This window comes from Streptomyces sp. NPDC008092, from assembly GCF_042957285.1.
Classification (GTDB): domain Bacteria; phylum Actinomycetota; class Actinomycetes; order Streptomycetales; family Streptomycetaceae; genus Streptomyces.
Map to the genome: position 1 here is coordinate 539,644 of NZ_JBIBHY010000002.1, position 19,914 is coordinate 559,557.

Annotated in this window: 20 protein-coding genes; 11 read left to right on the plus strand and 9 right to left on the minus strand. The window is 73.1% G+C overall.

Features of this window, described 5'->3' with window-relative positions; translation table 11 throughout:
* Positions 1–240 precede the first annotated feature (240 nt).
* Positions 241–903, plus strand: a complete 663-nt coding sequence (locus ACFZB3_RS07360) for a TetR family transcriptional regulator (RefSeq protein ID WP_391371101.1) — start codon at positions 241–243, stop codon at positions 901–903.
* 258 nt (positions 904–1,161) lie between these two features.
* Here ACFZB3_RS07360 and ACFZB3_RS07365 read toward each other — a convergent pair whose 3' ends face one another.
* On the minus strand, positions 1,162–2,142 hold the full coding sequence (locus ACFZB3_RS07365) for an alpha/beta hydrolase fold domain-containing protein (RefSeq protein ID WP_391371104.1): 981 nt from the start codon (positions 2,140–2,142) through the stop codon (positions 1,162–1,164).
* A 327-nt stretch (positions 2,143–2,469) separates the two neighbouring features.
* On the opposite strand from ACFZB3_RS07365, the gene ACFZB3_RS07370 reads away from it, so the two are divergent.
* A complete protein-coding gene (locus tag ACFZB3_RS07370; protein WP_391371107.1) occupies positions 2,470–5,226 on the plus strand; it encodes an AAA family ATPase in 2,757 nt (918 codons plus the stop codon).
* Positions 5,227–5,384: 158 nt separating this feature from the next.
* Positions 5,385–5,672: a hypothetical protein gene (locus ACFZB3_RS07375; protein ID WP_391371110.1), complete on the plus strand. Its 288-nt coding sequence runs from the start codon at positions 5,385–5,387 to the stop codon at positions 5,670–5,672.
* Positions 5,673–5,683: 11 nt separating this feature from the next.
* On the opposite strand, the gene ACFZB3_RS07380 is transcribed toward ACFZB3_RS07375, so the two are convergent.
* The 3 genes from ACFZB3_RS07380 to ACFZB3_RS07390 all read right to left on the minus strand — a co-directional run bounded on the left by ACFZB3_RS07380 (position 5,684) and on the right by ACFZB3_RS07390 (position 7,840).
* A complete protein-coding gene (locus tag ACFZB3_RS07380; protein ID WP_391371113.1) occupies positions 5,684–6,742 on the minus strand; it encodes an LLM class flavin-dependent oxidoreductase in 1,059 nt (352 codons plus the stop codon).
* Positions 6,742–7,248: an SRPBCC family protein gene (locus ACFZB3_RS07385; RefSeq protein WP_391371116.1), complete on the minus strand. Its 507-nt coding sequence runs from the start codon at positions 7,246–7,248 to the stop codon at positions 6,742–6,744. The genes ACFZB3_RS07380 and ACFZB3_RS07385 overlap by 1 nt, the downstream gene beginning before the upstream one ends.
* Positions 7,249–7,339: 91 nt before the next feature.
* The gene (locus tag ACFZB3_RS07390) at positions 7,340–7,840 is read right to left on the minus strand and encodes a winged helix-turn-helix transcriptional regulator (RefSeq protein ID WP_391371119.1); all 501 of its coding nucleotides are present in this window, start codon (positions 7,838–7,840) and stop codon (positions 7,340–7,342) included.
* 143 nt (positions 7,841–7,983) lie between these two features.
* Here ACFZB3_RS07390 and ACFZB3_RS07395 point away from each other — a divergent pair, with 143 nt between their 5' ends.
* The 5 genes from ACFZB3_RS07395 (at position 7,984) to ACFZB3_RS07415 (ending at position 12,298) form a co-directional block, all read left to right on the plus strand.
* Positions 7,984–8,682 (plus strand): SDR family oxidoreductase, encoded by a 699-nt coding sequence (locus tag ACFZB3_RS07395; RefSeq protein WP_391371121.1) that lies wholly within the window; start codon positions 7,984–7,986, stop codon positions 8,680–8,682.
* Between the two features lie 81 nt (positions 8,683–8,763).
* Positions 8,764–10,161: a dihydrolipoyl dehydrogenase gene (lpdA, locus tag ACFZB3_RS07400; protein WP_391371124.1), complete on the plus strand. Its 1,398-nt coding sequence runs from the start codon at positions 8,764–8,766 to the stop codon at positions 10,159–10,161.
* A 132-nt stretch (positions 10,162–10,293) separates the two neighbouring features.
* A complete protein-coding gene (locus ACFZB3_RS07405) occupies positions 10,294–10,716 on the plus strand; it encodes a 4-oxalocrotonate tautomerase family protein (RefSeq protein WP_391371126.1) in 423 nt (140 codons plus the stop codon).
* A gap of 90 nt (positions 10,717–10,806) precedes the next feature.
* Entirely contained in the window at positions 10,807–11,169 is a 363-nt protein-coding gene (locus ACFZB3_RS07410; protein WP_391371129.1) for a helix-turn-helix domain-containing protein, read from the plus strand.
* A gap of 121 nt (positions 11,170–11,290) precedes the next feature.
* Positions 11,291–12,298, plus strand: coding sequence for a zinc-binding dehydrogenase (locus tag ACFZB3_RS07415; protein ID WP_391371131.1), 1,008 nt, complete (start codon positions 11,291–11,293; stop codon positions 12,296–12,298).
* A gap of 37 nt (positions 12,299–12,335) precedes the next feature.
* On the opposite strand, the gene ACFZB3_RS07420 is transcribed toward ACFZB3_RS07415, so the two are convergent.
* Both ACFZB3_RS07420 and ACFZB3_RS07425 read right to left on the minus strand, forming a co-directional pair.
* Positions 12,336–12,968 carry a TetR family transcriptional regulator gene (locus tag ACFZB3_RS07420; protein WP_391371134.1) on the minus strand — a complete coding sequence of 211 codons (633 nt, stop codon included), beginning with the start codon at positions 12,966–12,968 and terminating at the stop codon, positions 12,336–12,338.
* A 149-nt stretch (positions 12,969–13,117) separates the two neighbouring features.
* On the minus strand, positions 13,118–13,672 hold the full coding sequence (locus tag ACFZB3_RS07425) for a MarR family transcriptional regulator (RefSeq protein ID WP_391371137.1): 555 nt from the start codon (positions 13,670–13,672) through the stop codon (positions 13,118–13,120).
* Positions 13,673–13,734: 62 nt separating this feature from the next.
* Between ACFZB3_RS07425 and ACFZB3_RS07430 the strand changes: the two genes are divergently transcribed.
* The 3 genes from ACFZB3_RS07430 to ACFZB3_RS07440 all read left to right on the plus strand — a co-directional run bounded on the left by ACFZB3_RS07430 (position 13,735) and on the right by ACFZB3_RS07440 (position 16,980).
* The gene (locus ACFZB3_RS07430) at positions 13,735–15,036 is read left to right on the plus strand and encodes a Bcr/CflA family efflux MFS transporter (RefSeq protein WP_391371140.1); all 1,302 of its coding nucleotides are present in this window, start codon (positions 13,735–13,737) and stop codon (positions 15,034–15,036) included.
* A gap of 97 nt (positions 15,037–15,133) precedes the next feature.
* Positions 15,134–15,973 carry a hypothetical protein gene (locus ACFZB3_RS07435; RefSeq protein ID WP_391371143.1) on the plus strand — a complete coding sequence of 280 codons (840 nt, stop codon included), beginning with the start codon at positions 15,134–15,136 and terminating at the stop codon, positions 15,971–15,973.
* 158 nt (positions 15,974–16,131) lie between these two features.
* Positions 16,132–16,980 carry a hypothetical protein gene (locus tag ACFZB3_RS07440; RefSeq protein WP_391371146.1) on the plus strand — a complete coding sequence of 283 codons (849 nt, stop codon included), beginning with the start codon at positions 16,132–16,134 and terminating at the stop codon, positions 16,978–16,980.
* A gap of 28 nt (positions 16,981–17,008) precedes the next feature.
* Here the strand turns inward: ACFZB3_RS07440 and ACFZB3_RS07445 are convergent, their stop codons facing one another.
* The 3 genes from ACFZB3_RS07445 to ACFZB3_RS07455 are packed head-to-tail and all read right to left on the minus strand — an operon-like array spanning position 17,009 to position 19,760.
* The gene (locus ACFZB3_RS07445; protein ID WP_391371149.1) at positions 17,009–18,385 is read right to left on the minus strand and encodes an ATP-binding protein; all 1,377 of its coding nucleotides are present in this window, start codon (positions 18,383–18,385) and stop codon (positions 17,009–17,011) included.
* Complete coding sequence (locus ACFZB3_RS07450) at positions 18,382–19,044, minus strand: response regulator (protein WP_391371152.1); 663 nt, start codon at positions 19,042–19,044, stop codon at positions 18,382–18,384. Before ACFZB3_RS07450 ends, ACFZB3_RS07445 begins: the two co-directional genes overlap by 4 nt.
* A 47-nt stretch (positions 19,045–19,091) precedes the next feature.
* Positions 19,092–19,760, minus strand: a complete 669-nt coding sequence (locus tag ACFZB3_RS07455; RefSeq protein ID WP_391371155.1) for a VTT domain-containing protein — start codon at positions 19,758–19,760, stop codon at positions 19,092–19,094.
* Positions 19,761–19,914: the final 154 nt, after the last annotated feature.

Sequence of the window (19,914 nt, forward strand, 5' to 3'; positions counted from 1 at the left end):
GTCGCTGAGTCGATCCCGTGCACCCGTCAGGACGGCAGACGGCGGGCACGGGATCCCTCCGTTACCGATCACGGACAATTCCGCGAGGATTCTGCGACAGGCTCTCTGCGAGACCTTTAACGGCGCGGGCGGCGATGGGTGTTGGCGGTTCTCGCGGAACGGGGAGCGGGAACGCGGGACCGGGGCCGGGGAGTGCCGTCGGTCACATTAGCGAAACGGGGTTGTGCTATCGTTCCGGTCGTGAGTACGACCCGCCCCCAGCGCGCCCGCAGCGCGGCGGCCAAGCAGCAGCGCGAGCGGGAGATCCTCGACGCCGCCCGGTCCCTCGGTACCGAGCGCAGCGTTCGCGAGGTGACGCTGACGGACATCGCGGCCGCGGTCGGCATGCACAAGTCCGCGATGCTGCGGTACTTCGAGACGCGGGAGCAGATCTTCCTGAGCCTCACCGCGGAGGGCTGGCAGGACTGGTCGGCGGCGCTGCGCACGCGGCTGGCCGAACTGCCCGGCGCCGGAAGCGAGGAGATCGCGGCCGCCGTCGCGCAGTCGCTCGTGAACCGGCCGTTCTTCTGCGACCTGCTCGCCCAGGCGCCGCTGAACCTGGAACGCAACGTGTCGCTTGAGTCCGCGTACGCCTTCAAGACGGTCGCTCTCGGCGAAGTCGCCGCACTGGCCGCGGTGTTGCGCGAGCTTCTGGGCATCACCGAGAGCGCCGCCACGGACGTGGTCGCCACGGCCACGAGCATGGCCGGGGCGCTCTGGCAGATGGCCGCGCCCGGCACCCGGCTCCGTGAGCTCTACGAGTCGCGCCCCGAAATGGCGCATGCCGTCGTCGACGTCGAGCCCCGGCTCACACGCATCCTGACCGCGCTCCTGAACGGCATGACCCCGACCGCGACGGCGTAGCCGACCCGTCCGGGACCGCTCCCGCCGGCCGGCCTTCCGCGGTCATCCGGAGCGCCCCCCGAACCGGCTTTCTTCCCCGGCGAAACCCTCCGTTCCGGCGTGCGAAGGCCCGGCGGCACCGGCGGCACCGACTACGGCAGCGAACTGCTCCGCCGGCGCCGTCCGACGTCCCCGCACCACCGCCGGGCAACGCGCGGGCCGGTCCTGTTCCGGTGTCACCCGGAACAGGACCGGCCCGCTGTCCTGCGCGGCGCCGGGTCAGTGCCCGGCGGGGTGCAGCGCCTCCCTGATGGAGTCGACGGCGAGGTGCCGTGCGACGTTCGTGGCGTTCGTGTCGCGCAGACTGTCGAGCATCATGAAGTCGTGCACCATGCCCTGGACCCGCACGGCGGTGACCGGGACGTCGGCCTCCCGCAGATGCGCCGCGTAGGCCTCGCCCTCGTCGCGCAGCACGTCCGCCTCGTCGGTGATCACCAGGGCCGGCGGCAGCCCCCTGAGGTCGTCGACGGAAGCCTGCAGCGGGGCCGCGTACCGCTCCCGGCGCTGGGCCTCGTCGGTCGTGTACTGGTCCCAGAACCAGATCATGCCGTCGCGCGTGAGGTAGTAGCCGTCGGCGAACTGCCGGTAGGACGGCGTGTCGAAGTCGGCGTCCGTCACCGGGTAGAGCAGGATCTGCGCGGCGAGGTCGATGTCGCCGCGGTCCTTGGCCATCTGGGCGAGGACCGCCGACATGTTGCCGCCGACGGAGTCCCCGCACACCACCATCCGCGACGGGTCGAGGCCGTACTCCCCGCCGTGCTCCACGATCCACCGGGCGACGGCGTAGTTCTGCTCGATCTGGGTCGGGTACTTGGCCTCGGGCGCCCGGTCGTAGACGGGGAACACGGCCGCCGCCTGCGCCCCGGCGGCCAGTTCCCGCACGAGGCGGTCGTGGGTGTTCTCGTCGCCGAAGACCCAGCCGGCGCCGTGGATGAAGAAGATGACCGGCAACGGCCCGTTGATGCCCTCGGGCTTGATGAGGTGGGCGCGCACGGTGCCCCACTCGCCGGCGTCGACGTCGATCCAGGTCTCGTCGGCGGGGGGCTTGGCCACGCCCTCGCCCGTCTGCAGCCCGGCGAGGATGTCACGCCCCTGCGGGGGCGGTACCTCGTAGATCCGCGGGTGCGGTGCGGTGGCGTCGGCGAGTTCGCGGGCCGCGGGCTCCAGGTAGGGGGTGGGCGGCGGGGGCAGATCCTTCATGACGAACCTCCGGGGAGTGCCGATGCCGCGGCGCTGGGTTCCGGCCGGCCGCTCGTCTCCGCGGGGCACCGCCTGGCGAGAGGGGCACCGCGGGTGCGTCGGCGGCGGGGCCGGGCAGGCGGCATCGTTTTCCAGCCTGACACCGGACCGGGCGGGCGGCATCACATGGCCGACGCCGTACGGTAGGCCCGGCGCTACGGACCGTGGGGGCAACTGGACAAAGGCCCCGCGCGCTGGCCAGTATGGGCCGCACGGATCCGGTGACCGGACCCGAGCGTGGCACCGAGCAGCGGAAGCCGCCCCTTTCGAGCATCCCGGGGTTGACCATTGGACGAGCTGTTCGGGCGGGACGAGGAACGCGGCCGGCTGACGGCGGCGCTCGACGACGCCCGGCACGGGATGAGCGGCGTCCTGGTCCTCAGAGGCGGGCCGGGGAGCGGCAAGAGCACCCTGCTCGACCACCTCCAGGCAGGCGCGGCCGCCGACTTCGAGATCATGCGGTTCGACGCCGTGGAGTCCGAGGCCGAACTCGGCTTCGCCGCCCTGCACCAGCTGCTCAGACCGCACCTGTCCCAGCTGCCCAAGCTGCCCGACCCGCAACGCGCCGCACTCTGCCAGGTCTTCGGACTGCAGGAGCGGACCAGCCCGCCCGACCGGTTCCTGGTCGCGCTCGCCTCCCTGGGGCTGGTGGCCGCCCGCGCCGACGACCGGCCCCTGCTGTGCCTGGTCGACGACGCCCACTGGCTGGACGAGGAGTCCGCCGCGGTGCTCGCCTTCGTGGCACGCCGGCTGCACGCCGACGCCGTCACCATGGTCTTCGCCGCCCGCGACCACCTCGACCGGGTCGACCACCTGGCCGGGCTCCCCGAACTCGGCGTCACCGGCCTCGACCCGGACGCCGCCGGACGGCTGCTGGAGTCGGCGGTCTCCGGCGCCCTCGACCCCGGTGTCCGCGACCGGGTCGTCGCCTCGACCGGCGGCAACCCCCTCGCCCTCGTCGAGGCGGCCCGGGAGCTGCGCGCCGACCAGCTCAGCGGCGAGACGCCGCTGCCCGAGCCGATCCCGCTCGGCCGCGCCCTGGAACAGGTCTACCTGCGCGAGGCGCGGGCGCTGCCGCCGCAGACCCGCACCCTCCTGCTCACCGCGGCCGCCGACCCCACCAGCGACCCGAACGTGCTGTGGCGGGCCGGCCCGGAACTCGGCTTCGACGCCGGCGCCGCGGCGGCGGCCGAGGAGTGCGACCTCCTCGCCATACGCGAGACCGTCAGGTTCCGTCACCCGCTGATCCGTTCCGCCGTCTACTACGGCGCGCCCCTCGCGAAACGCGCCCGGGTGCACGCCGCCCTCGCCCGGGTCGCGGCCGATCTCGGCGAGGCCGACCTGCGCGCCTGGCACCTCGCGGCGGCCGCCACCGATCCCGACGACGCCGTCGCGGTGGAACTCGACGACGCCGCCGTACGCACCCGCGACCGCGGCGACTGGACCGGCAGTTCGTCGCTGCTCGCCCGCTCCGCCGCCCTGACCTCCGACCCGCCCGCCCGGGCCCGGCGGCTGCTGGCGGCGGCCGAGGCGAGCGCCGTGGCCGGCGCGCCGGGCCGGGCGCAGACGCTGCTCGACGAGGCGGCCGCCCACCGCGCCGACCGGCGCTCCAACGGCCTGGTCCAGCGCGTCCAGGCCCGCGTCCACCGGCTCACGGGCGCGCCCGCGGCGGCGACGTACGCGCTGCTGACCGCGGCCCGGGAACTCGGCCCCGTCGACATCCGGCTCGCCCGCGACATCCTCGTGGAAGCGCTCGTCCAGGCGCAGATCAGCGGCTCCCTGGCACCGCAGGGGGCATCGCGCCGCAACGTCGCCGAGACCGTCCGCTCGCTGCCGCTGCCCGCCGGGATGCCGGCCACCACGGGCGACGTGGTGCTGGAGGCCGACACCGCCGTACACCTCGAAGGGCTCGCCGGAGCGGGCCCGCGGCTCCGGCAGGCCGTGGCGGCGGTACGGCAGGAGGAGTCCACCGCGCCCGAGCTGTTCCAGCTGCTGGCCGCGGCCTGCTCGCACGCCACCCTCCTCGGCGACGACGTCACCCTGCACGAACTCGCCTGGCGGCTGCACGCCGAGGCCGGCCGGCGGGGCGCCACCATCCCGATGGCCCTCGCCCTCAGCCACACCGCCCTCTCGGAGCTGATCGCCGGCCGCCTCGACGAGTCCGAGCGCCTCTTCGACCAGCGGGCGGCGCTGGAGGAGGCCCGCGGCTCCCAGCTGCATCTCGGCGCCCTGCTCGTCGCCGCCTGGCGCGGCCGGTTCGAGCAGGCGGACACGCTGGCCGACGCGGTGCGCGAGCACGCCGCCCGCACCGGCCAGGGGTACCAGCTGGTCTTCCTCGACTACGCCCGGTGCGTGGTCGAACTGAGCCGGAGCCGGTACGAGGAGGCGTACCTGAGCCTCGCGGGACAGATCGGGGACACCTGCCAGGCGAAGTTCGCTCTCGTCGACATGGTCGAGGCCGCGACGCGCAGCGGCCGCGAGGCAGAGGCACTGGGCCTGCTGGAACTCCTGACCCGGCTCGCGGACCGCACCCCCGTCCCGGGCCTGCTCGGCGACCTCGCCCGCGCCCGCGCGCTGACCACCGGCGACCCGGCGGCGGCCGAGAAACTGTACGTCGAGGCCATCCGGCACCACGAGGACGTCAGCGGCCCCCTGCGCCGGGCCCGCAGCCACCAGCTCTACGGCGAATGGCTGCGCCGCGAGCGCCGCACCAAGGACGCCCGGCACCAACTGCGCGCCGCCCACGGGCTCTTCGACGCCATGGGCGCCCGTGGCTTCGCCGCCCGGACGGCCCAGGAGCTCTCCGCGGCCGGCGACACCCTCCCGGCCGGCGCCCACGCGTCGAACGCCGCCGACCTGCTCACCCCCCAGGAGGCCCGGGTCGCCCGGCTCGCCGCGGGCGGCGCCACCAACGGGGAGATCGCCGCCCGGCTCTTCCTCAGCGTGCACACGGTCGACTACCACCTGCGCAAGGTGTTCCGGAAACTCGACGTCCACTCCCGCCGGGACCTGAGCGCCCACCGCGACCGCCTCACCTCGGCGTAGACCGGAACGCGGGCTACCGCTCGCGATGGTCACATGGAGATGTGCCGAAGGCCTCGGGCGGCCCTGGCCACCGGCCGCACGCCCCCTGAAACTGTCAACTGTCAGTCGGCGGCGGCCTGTTCGAGCAGCGTGTGCGCCCAGAGCCCGAGGGAGCAGTCATGAAGTCGCGCCTCCAGTGGACCCACGGCCGTGGGGAGCACGCCGTCGTCGCGCCCAGGAGGGCTTACGCGGCCGAGATCCTGGTCAAGTTCCTCGTCGTGGCAGGTCTGCTGTACATGCCGGTCCTGCTCTTCCACTGGGGCGAGTGGATCCCGTTCGCCGCGGCCGGCGGCTACCTGCTCTGGGAACTCGGCCGTGTCAGCGACGCCCTCGGTGAACTCGCCGACCTCTGGAACGAGCAGCACCGGCAGCGGCAGGAGCCGGTCCGCGGCGACGTCCTCGACTGACCCGGCCCGCCTCAGCCGGTCCCGCCGACCTCGCGGACCAGCTCGATCGCCCGCCCCAGCGTGGTGAGCCGGTCCTCCAGGGACTCACCGGCCGGGTACAGGCGGACGGTGTCGACGCCCGCGTCGTGCCAGACCGCGAGGCGCTCGCGCACCATGGCCTCCGTGCCGATCAGCGTCGTACCGAGCACCATCTCGTCGGTCACCAGACCGGCCGCGCCGTCCCGGTCGCCCGCCTGCCAGCGCTCGCGCACCTCGGCGGCGACCTCGGCCCAGCCCTGGCGGCTGTAGGCGCGGTTGTAGAAGTTGGTGGACGCCGAGCCCATCCCGCCGAGGCTGAAGGCCAGTTCCTTCTTGCGGCCGGCGACCATCGCGACCAGCGCCTCCTCGTCGGCCGCGAAGGCGACCTCGGCGCCCTGGCAGACGTCCAGGTCCGCGCGGGTACGGCCGCTGCGGGCCAGGCCCTCGTCGAGGTGGGCGAAGTAGGCGCCGGCGGCGCCCTCGGGCACGAAGCTGGTGCCCAGCCAGCCGTCGGCGGCCTCGCCGGTCAGCCGCAGCATCGCGGGGGAGAGGGCCGCGAGGTAGACGGGGATCTCGTGCTCGGCGCGCATCGACAGCCGCATCGGAACGGCCTCGCCGCCGGGCAGCGGCAGTGTGAACTCCGCGCCGGAGTAGGAGAGCCGGCCGCCGCCGACGACCGCCCGGACGATCTCCACCGTCTCGCGCATCCGCCGCAGCGGCCGGGCGAAGGGGACGCCGTGCAGCCCCTCGATGACCTGTGGGCCGGAGGCGCCGAGGCCGAGCAGGAAACGTCCGCCGGACAGGTTGGAGAGGGTGATGGCCGTCTGGGCCACGGCCGTCGGGGTCCGGGTGCCGAGCTGCATGACGCCGGAGCCGAGCAGCATCCGGTCGGTGAGCGCCGCGTAGTAGCCGAGCGCGGAGGGCGCGTCCGAGCCCCAGGCCTCGGCGACCCAGCAGACGTCGAGGCCCAGCTTCTCGGCCTCGACGACGAAGTCGCCCGCCTGGGACCAGTGTTCGCCGCCCGAGGCCTCGATCGTGGTCGCCGTCCGCATCACGCCTCCGCCCGCTTCTTGATCTCGGCGAGGGTGGCGGTGATGCCGCGCTCGAACTCCCGCAGCCGTACGAACACGATCTTCTGCTCCTTGTCGGGCATCCGGTCGATGGCGACCGACAGCCCGGAACGTCCCGGGCCCAGCTGCATCCACTGCGACAGCTCCGTACCGCCGTCCTGCGGACGGAGCCGGAACCGCCAGACCGCGGAGGGCTCGGACGGATCCTGCACCGCCCAGGCGAACACCGACTCCGGCTCGCACTCGATCACCTGGGAGGTGGTCTCCCACCTGCCGAACGCCTCGTGCTCACTGCGGCCGACGAACCTCGCCCCCACCGCGGGAGCCGCCGCCCCGTCCAGCCAGGCGACGGACCGGAGCTCCTCGCTCATGTCCGGCATCAGACCGATGTCGCTGACCAGGGCCCACACCGTGGCCGGTGGGGCGTCGATCCAGGTCCGCACCTCGACCGTGGGTTTGTCCGCGTAGCGTGCGCCCGTCCACTCCAAGACCGTCGGCCTCCTTGCCGTACAGGTGTCTGATCTCCAGGGTTGCTAGATAAGACTCACCCTGTCAAGGGCCGAAAGGGGGGTGCCGTGCTCAGTCGGTGCCGAACCGCCGGCGGATGTCCGGCCGCTGCCTGAGCCGCTCGGGGTAGCCGGGCCCCATCCGCATCGACGTCTCCTCGGACCTCAGCGGCGTACGGCACTGGGCGCAGACCACCTCGGGCGTGGTGTCGTGGTCGCAGGCCTCGTGGTGGAAGACCACGGGCACGCCCCGTTCCCCGGCCAGCCAGCGGTCGCCCCACGCGGACATGGCGGCCAGCACCGCGAACAGGTCCCGCCCCTTCTCCGTGAGGACGTAGTCGTAGCGCGGCGGCTCGGCCTCGTACAGCCGCTTCTCCAGGATCCGCTCGTCCACCAGCTGCCGCAGCCGGTCGGTCAACGTGTTGCGGGCGATGCCCAGTTCCCGCTGGAACTCGTCGAAGCGGCGGATCCCGTAGAACGCCTCCCGCACCACCAGCGGCGTCCAGTGGTCCCCCAGCAGGTCGACGGTCCGTGCGATGGAGCACGGCCACTTGGCGAACGAGGTCCGTTTCATGGCTCCACGATAGCGAGTCTCATGAAGAAACCCTGCTGACAGGTGCATCTTCGGATGTGAGCGGCTCGCACAGGCCGCAGCATGAAACGGAGGGCCGGGCCGTCCGCCGGGTGACCGTCAACCGTGAAGCGAGGTGTCCGACCATGAAGATCGAGGGATCGGTCGCGCTGGTGACCGGGGCGAACCGCGGGATCGGGCTGGCGTTCTGCCGCGCCCTGCTGGCCCGGGGCGCCGCGAAGGTGTACGCGGGCGTACGACGGCCGGAGGACTTCACCGAGCCCGGGCTGGAGCCGCTGCGCCTCGACGTCACCGACCCCGGGCAGATCGCGGCCGCCGCCCGGACGGCGTCCGACGCGAGCATCGTGATCAACAACGCGGGCATCCAGGCCGGGCCGCCGCTGCTGGAGGGCTCCCTGGACGGCGCACGCCAGGAGCTGGAGGTGAACTATCTCGGCACCTGGGCCGTCTCGCGGGCCTTCGCGCCGGTGCTCGCGGCCAACGGCGGCGGCACCCTCGTGAACATGCTGTCCGTGGCGTCGTGGCGGTCGACCTGGCGGTTCCCCAGCTATGCCGCGTCGAAGGCGGCGCAGTGGTCGGTGACCAACGCGCTGCGGGTCGCCCTGCGGGAGCAGGGGACGCTGGTCGTCGGCGTGCACGTCGGCTGGGTGGACACCGACGCCACCGCCGGGGTCGACGAGCCGAAGACGGACGCGGCCGAGGTGGCCGCGCAGACCATGGACGCGATCGCCCGCGACGAGCCCGAGGTCCTCGTCGACGAGACGGCACGCCGGGTCCGGGCCGCGCTGTCCGGCCCGCTCGACCTTCTCTACCCGACCGGCTGATCGCGCGAGCCGATCGTGCGACCGTGGAGTCAGCAGACCGACTCGACACAACGCTGAGCGACACAACGGTGAGGTGGAGCCATGCAGACGGACTTCGACGTCGTCGTCCTGGGAGCCGGGCCGGGCGGCTACGTGGCCGCGATCCGCGCCGCCCAGCTGGGCCTGCGCACGGCCATCGTGGAGGGCCGCTTCTGGGGCGGCGTCTGCCTGAACATCGGCTGCATCCCGGCGAAGGCGCTGCTGCGCAACGCCGAGGTCGCCCAGCTGATCCTGCACGACGCGGAGAAGTTCGGCGTGAAGATCAGCGGGGAGGTGGGCCTGGACTACCGCGCCGCCTACGAGCGCAGCCGGGTGGTGGCCGACGGGCGCGTCAAGGGCGTCGGCTACCTCATGCGCAAGAACAAGATCGAGCAGTTCGAGGGCGAGGGCACCTTCCTCGACCCGCACACCCTCCAGGTACGCATGCAGGACGGCGAGACCAGGCTCTCCTTCCGCTCCTGCATCATCGCGACCGGCGCGACCGTGAAGCTGCTGCCCGGAACGACGCTGGGCCGCCGCGTGGTCACCTACGAGGAGCAGATCCTCTCCGACACCCTCCCGTCGAGCATCGTCATCGCGGGCGCCGGGGCCATCGGCGTCGAGTTCGCCTATCTGCTGCGCTCCTACGGCGTCGAGGTCACGCTGGTGGAGTTCCTGGACCGGATCGCCCCGCTGGAGGACGAGGAGGTCTCGGCGGAGCTGACCAGGCGCTTCAAGCGGCAGGGCATCCGGGTCCTGACCTCCACCGCCGTGCAGTCCATCGAGGAGACCGAGGACAACGTCCGCGTGACGGTCCGCTCCGGCGGCACGGAGCAGGTCCTGGAGGCGGAGAAGGTCCTGCAGGCCACCGGCTTCCAGCCGCGCACGGCCGGCTACGGGCTGAGCAGCACCGGGGTACGGCTCACCGAGCGGGGTGCCATCGACATCGACGGGTACTGCCGGACCAGCCGGCCGCACATCTACGCCATCGGCGACGTCACCGCGAAGCTGATGCTCGCGCACACCGCCGAGGCGATGGGCATCGTCGCCGCGGAGAGCATCGCCGGCGCGGAGACCATGGAGCTGGACTACCGCATGATCCCGCGCGCGACGTTCTGCCAGCCCCAGATCGCCAGCTTCGGCTGGACCGAGGCCGAGGCCCGCGCCCAGGGCTTCGACGTGCGGGTGGCGAAGTTCCCCTTCACGGCCAACGCCAAGGCGCACGGCCTCGGCGACACGGTCGGGTTCGTGAAACTCGTGAGCGACGCCCGGTACGGCGAACTGATCGGCGGCCACCTGATCGGACCGGACGTGACGGAACTCCTGCCCGAGCTGACCCTCGCCCAGAAGTGGGACCTCACGGTGCACGAACTCGCCCGGAACGTGCACGCCCACCCGACGCTGAGCGAGGCGGTCCAGGACGCCCTGCACGGGCTCGCCGGACACATGATCAATCTCTGACGGGCCGCCCCGCACCCCGGGCCTACGCGTCCCCGGTGCCCGGACTACGCACATCACGGGATCTCCCGCGCTCCCGCGCCGGACACGATCGGCGGGAAGAGTTCGACGCGAGACGGAGCGAGGATCCATCGCATGCCCATGATCGACGTGTACGCCGCCAAGGGGATCATCAAGGACCGGAAGGCCCTCGCCCAGGACCTCGCTCAGGCGATCATGCGCTGGGAGAAGGTTCCGGCCATCCCGTTCTTCTCGGACAACACCGCCGCCTTCGTCCACGAGCTGGACGCCGACGGCTTCTCCACCGCGGGCGGCGGCAACGACCACGTGCGCGTCACCGTCACCACCAACGCCGGAGCCCTCGACCGGGAGCAGCAGCTCGGCCTGGTGAAGGAGCTGTCGGAACTGGTGGCCGCCGCCGCGGGCGACCCCTCCCTCGCCGAGCGCACCTGGGTCGCCCTGACCGAGGCGGTGCCCGGCGGCTGGGGCATCGGGGGGCACGCCTACACCAACGAGGAGATCGTCCAGCACGTACGCGAGTTGCTGGGCAAGGCCTGAGACCCCGCCGGACGATCCCGGGGCCGGAGGCGGTTTTGATGGCGGTCGTACTATGACTTGACCGCCCAGCAGCCGCCCCGAGGAGTCACCGTGGCCCGCCCCCGAACCGCCGCCCGCACCGTGGAGCACCCCGAGCTGTCGGAGGTCACCCTCCAGCAGGTGCTGGAGGCGCTGGTGGACCCGGTGCGGCGCATGGTGGTGCTGCAGCTGGTCCGCGCGGGGGAGGACCTGAGCTGCGGGACGTTCGTCGCGCCCGTCTCGCTCTCGACGCTGACGCACCACTTCAGCGTGTTGCGCGAGGCCGGCCTGATCCGGCAGTACTACGTCGGGACGACGAAGATGAACACGCTGCGCACCGACGAGATGGAGCTGCGGTTCCCGGGGCTGCTCTCGGCGGTGCTGGCCGCCGCGGCGCTGGAGGCGGAAGCGGGTGCGGGCCGAAGCGGCCGGTGACCCTATTTCGATCGTGCTCAAAATTTGACGGCCATCGAACCTTGGGGCAAGGTGAGTGCACAGGCGCCGGGCCGGCCCGGCGCGTCTCCTCACCGATCACTGCCCCTGGGACGGATGCGCCATGGCAAGACTCGTTCAGTTCGACCGGATCGGCGGACCCGAGGTCCTCACCCTCCGTGATGTCGAGGTCGGCGCGCCCGGCGCGGGGGAGGTCCGGATCCGCGTCGACGCGATCGGCCTGAACCGCGCCGAGATCATGTACCGCGAGGGCGCCTACTTCTACGACCCGGTCTTCCCCTCGCTGCTCGGCTACGAGGCGGCCGGTGTGGTCGAGGCGGTCGGCGCGGGCGTGGCCGGCCTCTCCGAGGGCGACCCGGTGGCGGTCGTACCGCAGTTCCTGCAGACCGACTACGGCACGTACGGCGACCATGTCATCGTCCCGGCCTCGGCGGTCGTGCCCCGCCCGGCCGGCGTCGACGCGGTCCGGGCGGCGGCCGTGTGGATGGCGTACATCACCGCCTACGGCCCCCTCGCCGAGAGCGGCCGGGTGCGGCCCGGCGACCACGTCCTGATCACCGCGGCCTCCAGCAGCGTGGGACTCGCTGCCATCCAGATCGCCCGCCACGTCGGCGCGGTCCCGATCGCCACCACGCGCGGCCCCGGCAAGAAGGAGCGTCTGCTGGAGGCGGGCGCGGCGCACGTGATCGTCACCGACGAGGAGGACCTGCCCGCCCGGATCAAGGAGATCACCGGCGGCGAGGGCGTCCGCCTGGCCTTCGACCCCGTCGCCGGACCCGGCGTGGAGACTCTCGCGCAGGGGATCGCCCCGGGCGGCTTCCTGGTGGTCTACGGCGCCCTCGACCCGCGCCCCACCCCGCTGCCCAACGCCCAGTCCTTCCCGGCGCTGACCAGCAGCACGTACACCCTCTTCGAGATCACCACGGACCCCGAGCGCCTGCGCCGCGCGGTCGCGTTCGTCAACGCGGGCCTCGGCTCGGGCTCGTTCGACCCCGTCGTCGACCGCACCTTCGACCTCGCGGACATCGCCGAGGCGCACCGCTACATGGCGGCGAACGAGCAGGTCGGCAAGATCGTCGTCACCGTCGCCCACGAGGGTGCCGGGTCCTGAGCCCGGATCCGCGCGCGGGGCGCCGACGGGCCGGCCGTCAGCGCTCCGCCCGGGCCGCCATCCGGACCGCGGCGTCGTGGACGAACCGCGCGTGCAGTTCGAACAGGGCCACCAGGTCGACCGAGTCGCCCTTGACCTCCCGGTGCACGAACAGGCCGTCGGCGCCGGCGACGGCATAGGTGGTCAGGGTGTCCACGACGTCCTCGGCCAAGTCCGGGAACAGGGTGGCGACGATCTCCGCGATGCGTCGGTGGGCGGTCTCGCGGACCTGGAGGAAGACCGTACGGCCGCGGGGTTCGGTGGGGCGGCGCTCCAGCGCGAGCATCAGACCGAGGCGCAGGAAGTCCGGGGCGGCGACGAGGGACCGGGCCACGTTCGCGGCCATCATGGTGACCCGTTCCAGCGGAGTGCCCGCGTCGTCGCCGGGCAGTTCGACGGCCCCGAGCCAGCTTTCGAAGCTGCGCTCGATGACCGCGGCGATCAGGTCGTCCTTGTCCTTGAAGTGCCAGTAGATCGAGCTGGCGGGCAGCCCGCACTTGGCGCTGACGGCCGCGATGGAGGTCCCGTCGTAGCCGCGCTCGCCGGCGATCTCGACGGTGGCGTCCAGGATGCGCTGGCGCGACTCCACCCCGTTCGCGCGCTTCCTGCGCGCCGTCTGCGGCCCGGTCATCTCTGCGCCTCTCGGAGATCGCGGCGGCCGGGGTGGCGGGCCGCCTCTGCGGTGAACACTCTAATTGGAACATCCCCTACAGCAGGAACCGGGCGGCGGCCCCCGGCCGGAGGGGCGGGACCGCGTGGCCGGCCGGGCGCACCCGGGTGTCAGCCTCGGCCCGCGCGGGCTTCCATCGCCGCCACCAGCCGCCGCAGCGCCTCGGTCACCCGCTCGCGGTCCTCGCCCAGGCCGTCCAGCAGGCCGATCTCGACGGCGAGCTGCCGGGGGAAGAGGTCGTCGACCGCCTTCGCGCCGGCCTCCGTGATGGTGACCAGGGCGGCCCGCCGGTCGGCGGGGCTGGGGGTGCGGGCGATGAAGCCGCGCCGCTCCAGTCTGCCGAGGGTCTTGCTGACCCCCGCCCGGGACAGCCCCAGCCGCTCGGCGAGGCTCCGGGCGATGAACGGCTCGGTCGCGTGCCGCAGCGGGATCAGCATGTCGAGCTCGGGCGCGGTGAGCAGGGCGCCGGCGTAGAGGGGCTCCACGGAGCGGTTGAGCAGCCCGGTGGCGTGCTTGAGCAGCCCGATCAGCTCCATGGGGGAGGTGTCCAGGCCGGGGTGGTGCGCGGCCCACTGGGCGCCGACGTCCGCGGCGGACGGGTTGGCGGGGCCGGGGGAGCCGGCGGAAGCGGGGGAACCGGAGGCGGGGGTGGAAGGGGTGGGCATGCGGCTCGTCTTCTCGCTCTTCATGTTTGTTAGCTGGTGAACTATCGGCTACCTTTATTTCCATGTCAGCCCCGTCATCCTCGCGCAACCGCGCCGACGCCGTCCCCGACACCCCCGGACCTGCGCCTTCGGGCCGCACGGCCACCGCCCTCATCGCCGTGCTCGGCGCGCTGACCGCCGTCGCCCCGCTCGCGACGGACGTGTACGTCCCCGGTCTCCCCGCACTCGGGAAGGCGCTCGGGGCGAGCAGCTCGGCCGTGCAGCTGACCATGACCGCCTTCCTGGCCGGACTCGTCGTCGGCCAGCTGGTCATCGGCCCGCTCAGCGACGGCCTCGGCCGGCGCCGGCTGCTCGTGGCCGGGTCGGCCGGATTCGTCCTCTGCTCCCTCGCCTGCGCCGCGGCCCCGGACATCGCCGCCCTCACCGGCGCCCGCTTCCTGCAGGGCGTCGCGGGCGCGGCCGGCATGGTGCTCGCCCGGGCCGTCCTCACCGACCGCTTCCACGGGCCCGAACTGCCGCGCTACTTCGCGGTCCTGTCACAGGTGGTCGGCGTGGCCCCGGTCGCCGCACCGGTGCTCGGCGGGGCCGTGCTGGCCGTCTCCACCTGGCGGGCGGTCTTCGCCGTGCTGGCCGTGCTCGGCGTGCTGCTCCTGCTCGCCGTGGTGCGGGCGGTGCCCGAGTCGCTGCCGCCGGAGCGGCGCCGGAGCGGCGGACTCGCCGGGGCCTTCCGGGCCATGGGCACGCTGCTGGCAGGCCGCACCTTCATGGGACACGTCCTGGTGGTGGCCTTCGTCTCGGCCGCGCTGTTCGCCTATATCAGCGGCTCCAGCTTCGTCTTCGAGAACCTGCACGGCGTCTCCTCGACCACCTACTCCCTCATCTTCGCGACCAACGCCGTGGCCATGCTCGCCGCCGGCGCCTCCTTCGCCCGGCTGGCCGGGCGGGGCACCCGCCTGAACGCCCTGCTCTCCGCCGGGGTCGGCATCGCCCTGCTCGGCGCGCTGGCGCAGGTCCTGCTGGTGGTGACCGTGGGCGAGACCCTCGCGGGCACCTGGAGCAGCCTGTTCGTGACCGCCGGCGGCATCGGCCTGGTCTTCCCGAGCGCCATGAGCATCGGCCAGACGGTGGGCCGCACCGCCCCGGGCGCGGCCTCCGCGCTCCTCGGCGGCTTCCAGTTCCTCTTCGGCGCCCTGGCCGCACCGCTGGTGGGCGTGTTCGGGGAGGACAGCTCCCGGCCGATGGCGCTCGTCATGCTGGGCGCGCTGGTGGCGGCGGGGCTGGCGCTGGTCGCGCTGGCCCGGCCCTGGGAAGGGCGCGGGGAGCCGGTGCCGGTGGTGGCCCAGCGGGCGGCAGGTCCCCGGTGACCTCGCTGCGCGGACCTCGGCACGGCCCGGCAGCCAGGATCAGGATCGGCCCGGCAGTCAGGATGCGTTCAGGTGTCCCGTGACACGGTCGGGCCCCATGACACACGAGACATCGCAGACCCCCGCTCCCGCGGGGGCCGACGCCGAGGCGTCCGCGGGCGGGCTCCGACCGCGCCGGAACAAGGTGCCCGAGGTCACCGTCTACTTCTGGGTCATCAAGGTGCTCTGCACGACGGTCGGCGAGACCGCGGCCGACCTGCTCGCCCAGAAGGCCGGGCTCGGCCTGACCGGTGTCTCGATCCTGATGAGCGCGCTGCTGGCCGTCGTCCTGGTCGTCCAGTTCCGCACCGCCGCCTACCGCGCCGGCGTGTACTGGTCGGCCGTCGCCCTGATCAGCGTCGTGGGGACCCTGGTCAGCGACAACCTCACCGACACCATAGGCGTCCCGCTGGAGACCGGCACCACCGTCTTCGCGATCGTCCTCGCGGTCGTCTTCGTGGTCTGGTACCGGCGCGAGCGCACCCTGTCCATCCACCGGATCGACACGACCGCCCGCGAGACGTTCTACTGGCTCGCCGTCCTGTTCACCTTCGCCCTCGGCACCGCAGCCGGCGACCTGGTCTCCGAGCGGATGGCCCTCGGCTACTGGCTCGCCGCGGTCCTGTTCGGCCTGGCCCTCGCCGCCGTCGCCCTCGCCCACCGCGCCCTCGGGCTGGACGCGGTGTTCAGCTTCTGGACCGCCTACGTCCTCACCCGTCCGCTCGGCGCGTCCCTCGGCGACTACCTCTCCCAGCCGAACGGCGACGGCGGCCTGGGTCTGGGCACCGTCGTCACCAGCGCCGTCTTCCTCGCCGTCATCCTCGGGCTCGTCGTGTTCCTGTCCGTCACCCGCAAGGATGTGACGCAGCCGCAGCGGATGCCGCGGCACGCGGTCTGACCAGGCACGCGGCAGATGTTCGGGTTCCGTCCGGGCCGGTGCTGCCAAGGTCGGTCACGGCGGCCGCCCCACGCGGCCGCCCACGACAGGGCGCGCGTCTCCCGGTATCCCCCGCGGAGCGCGCGCCCTGCGGCACGACCGAACAGGAGCCCCCCACCTTGGAGCAGCCCGAAGTCCTCACCGGCCCCGCGGCACAGGGCAGGATCACGTCGGTGGTGAAGAAACTCCCGGAGGTGACACTGGCGTTCTGGATCATGAAGATCGCCGCGACCACCCTCGGCGAGACCGCCGGCGACCTCTTCGCGCAGACCCTGAAGCTCGGCTACTTCCTCACCACGATCGCGCTGTTCCTGGTGTTCGTGGCGACCCTCGCCGCCCAGCTCGGGTCCCGCCGCTACCACCCGTTCCTGTACTGGACCGTCATCCTGTCCACGAGCATGGCCGGCACCACCATGTCCGACTTCATGAACCGCGACGCCAGCGCCAAGTACCTCTCGAACGGCGCCACCGCACTGGGCTGGGGACCCCAGGGCCTCGGCCTCGGCTACCCGGTCGGCGCGGCGATCCTGATCTCGATCCTGCTGGTCATCTTCGCGGTCTGGAAAGCGAGCGGCATGACCTTCCAGATCCGGGAGATCGTCACCCTCCGCGGCGAGGCCCTGTTCTGGTCGGCGATCCTCGTCTCCAACACCCTCGGCACCTCGATGGGCGACTTCCTCTCCGACAGCTCCGGCCTCGGCTACGCCGGCGGCGCGCTGCTGGTGAGCGGCGCGCTCGCCGTCCTGGCCGTACTGATGAAGGTGCCCGCGGTGCCCAACGTCCTGCTGTTCTGGATCGCGTTCGTCCTCACCCGGCCGCTCGGCGCGACCGCGGGCGACTTCCTGACCAAGCCGGCCGCCAAGGGCGGTCTCGACCTCGGTACGGCCGGCTCCTCGGCCGTGCTGCTGGCGGTCCTGCTCGGCTTCATGGCCTACGCGCAGTTCCGGGAACGCAGGGCCGCCTCCTAGGACACGACGTCCGCGGTCCCGCGGCGCCTCACCCGGCGGGCAGGTCGGCCAGGAAGCGCGCCCCCGAGGTGTACGCGGGATCGTGGGACACCTCGCCGCCCACGGACCGGGCCAGGCGGCGCGCGAGCGGCAGTCCGAGGCCCGCGCCGTCGTGCCCGTCCCCGGGATCGGCCCGGCGGCCGGGCTGGAAGAGGTCGCCCACGAACGCCTCCGGTACGCCGGGACCGTCGTCGGTGACGCTGATGCGCACCCCGCCGGGCACCGGACGCGCGGACACGGTCACCGTGGAGCGGGCATACCGGAGCGCGTTCGCCAGCAGCGGGCTCACGATGCGTTCGAGCAGGGCCGGCCGGACCCCTGCGGCCGGCTCCGGGTCGGCCGCGTCGACGACGGCTTTCACCCGCTCCGGCGTCCCGAGGCGGTCGACCAGCCGGTGCAGGACCGGTACGACGGCCGTGGCGCCGGGGGCCGTGACGGGGGTGCGCGCTTCCGCGCGGGCGTCGTCCAGCAGGGTGTCGCAGATCGTGCGCATGGCCTGGGCGGCCTCGGCGATCACCTCGTGCGTCGCCCGGGTCTCGGCGCCGGAGCGCGGCCGGGCCCGCCACCAGTCCAGCTCGATGATGATCCGGGTGAGCGGGGTCCGCAGTTCGTGGGACAGCTCCCCGGTCAGCTGCCGTTCGTGCCGCAGCACGGTACGGATGCGGTCCAGCAGCGCGTCCAGCGAAGCCCCCAGGCGGGCGAGCTCGGCCGGCTGGCCGGCGGCACCGAAGCGCTCGTCGGAGCCCACCGCGCTCCACTCGGTGGCCTGGTCCGTCATGGTGCCCACCGGACGCAGTGCCCGCCCCACCGCGAGGCGGGTCAGCACGTAGGTGCACCCGAGCATGAGGGAGTCCAGGACCAGGGACCCCAGCAGCACGGTGTCCGCCGAGTTGCGGTAGGGAGCGAGATCCAGGGCGGTGACGACCGTCGCCCTGCTGTGCCGCCCGGCCACGGAGTGGGCGCACAGGCGGACGGACCGGGGATCCCGGGCCGTCACGGTCGTACAGACGCCGTCCCCCCGGACGGCGAGCCGCGCGGCGGCCTCGGTCAGGGCGCTGCCGGCGGTGGCGGACGGGGGCTTCTCCAGCAGCCGTGTCCCGGTGTAGATCCAGACGTTGGCGTCGAGGAGCCGGTCGTTGACGGTCTCCAGGACCCGCGCCTGGGAGCCGCTGGTGTCCACGGTGGTGGCGACGGCGGCCGCACGGTTGCCCAGCTCGGCGTCCGCCTGGTGCTGCAGGTGCCGCTCCATGACGGTGTTGAACGCCACGGTCAGGACGGTCACCAGCAGGGCCGCGGTGGTCACCGCCACGAGCGAGAGCCGGCCGCGCAGCGTGCGCGGGGCCAGGTGGCGCAGGAGGCCGTTCATGACAGCCGGTGGCCGATCCCGCGCGCTGTCCCGAGGCTCAGGTCGCTGCCCGCCTCGCGCAGCTTGCGGCGCAGCCGGCTCAGGTACTGGTCCAGTGTGTTGTCGCTGACCTGGGCCCCGTCCGGCCACGCCGCCCGCACCAGGTCCCGGCGGCCCACGATGTCCCCGCCCGCGGCCACGAGCGTGGCCAGCAGCCGGAACTCCGTCGGGGACAGCTCCATCCGGGCCTCGCCGACGTGCGCGCTGTGCCGGGTCGCGTCCAGGACCAGGTCCCCGGCCGTGGACACCGCCGACGGAGCGGACCGCTTGAGCGTGGCCCGCAGCCGGGCGACGAGTTCGGCGAGGTGGAACGGCTTGGGAAGGTAGTCGTCCGCCCCCGCGGAGAACCCGGACAGCCGGTCGGTCAGGTGGTGGCGGGCGGTGAGGAAGATGATCGGCGCCGCGAATCCGTTGGCGCGCATCGCCTGGCACACGTCCCGGCCGTCCGCGTCCGGCAGCCCGACGTCCAGCACGACCGCGCCGATGCCGTCGTCGGTCAGCCGCAGGGCGGTGGCGCCGTCGGCGGCGGGCACGGGCTCGAAGCCCTCGTCGGCCAGCCCGCGGCGCAGGACGTCCCGCAGGGCGTGGTCGTCCTCCACCACCAGGATCTTGTGACGCATGGTCCTCCGTCGCAGCTACGGCCGCACCACGGCCGGGGTCGGGGCGGTCATCCGCGGCCTTCCTCGGACCCGGCGGCGCGCCGGCCCCGGTACACCTCGGAGAGGACGGGGATCAGCGACACGACCACGATCAGTGCCACCAGCGGCAGCAGGTACCGGTCGACGTTCGGGATCGACGAGCCCAGCGCGTATCCCGCGAGGGTCAGGCCGACACTCCACGCGAGTCCGCCGACGACCTGCCACTGGGTGAACGTGCGTACCGGGACTTCCAGCGCGCCCGCCATCGGGTTGAGCACCGTCCGCACCACCGGCACGAAGCGTGCCAGGACGATGGCCTTCGCGTGGCCGTACCGGGTGAGGAAGTCCTCGGCGCGCTGCACGCCCTCGTGCAGGCGCTTGGAGCGGCTGCGGGCCAGCAGGGTGCCGCCCGCCTTCCGGCCGAGCAGGTACCCGAACTGCGCGCCGGCCAGCGCGCCCACGGCCGCGGCCACCAGCAGCGGTCCCAGGGACAGGTGCAGGCTCCCCTGCGCCGAGCCGGTGCACAGCAGGCCGGCCGTGAACAGCAGCGAGTCGCCCGGCAGGAAGAACCCGATCAGCAGCCCCGTCTCGGCGAACATCACCACCCCGACGCCCAGCACGCCGAAGGCCGACAGCAGCGAATGAGCGTCGAGCACGTTCACGGCCAGCTGTGACGCCGCGAGGAACGGTGTGGTCATGAACGGGGCCCTTTCCGGCGGACGGTCTCACCTGAACACCTGAACGACTACAACTTTGTAGACGTCGTACGGAACTCTAGACGATCGCGGGAGGGCGGCGGGGCGGCCGTCGTCGTGGGCACCCACATGTGAACTCACCTGCGTATCACCTACC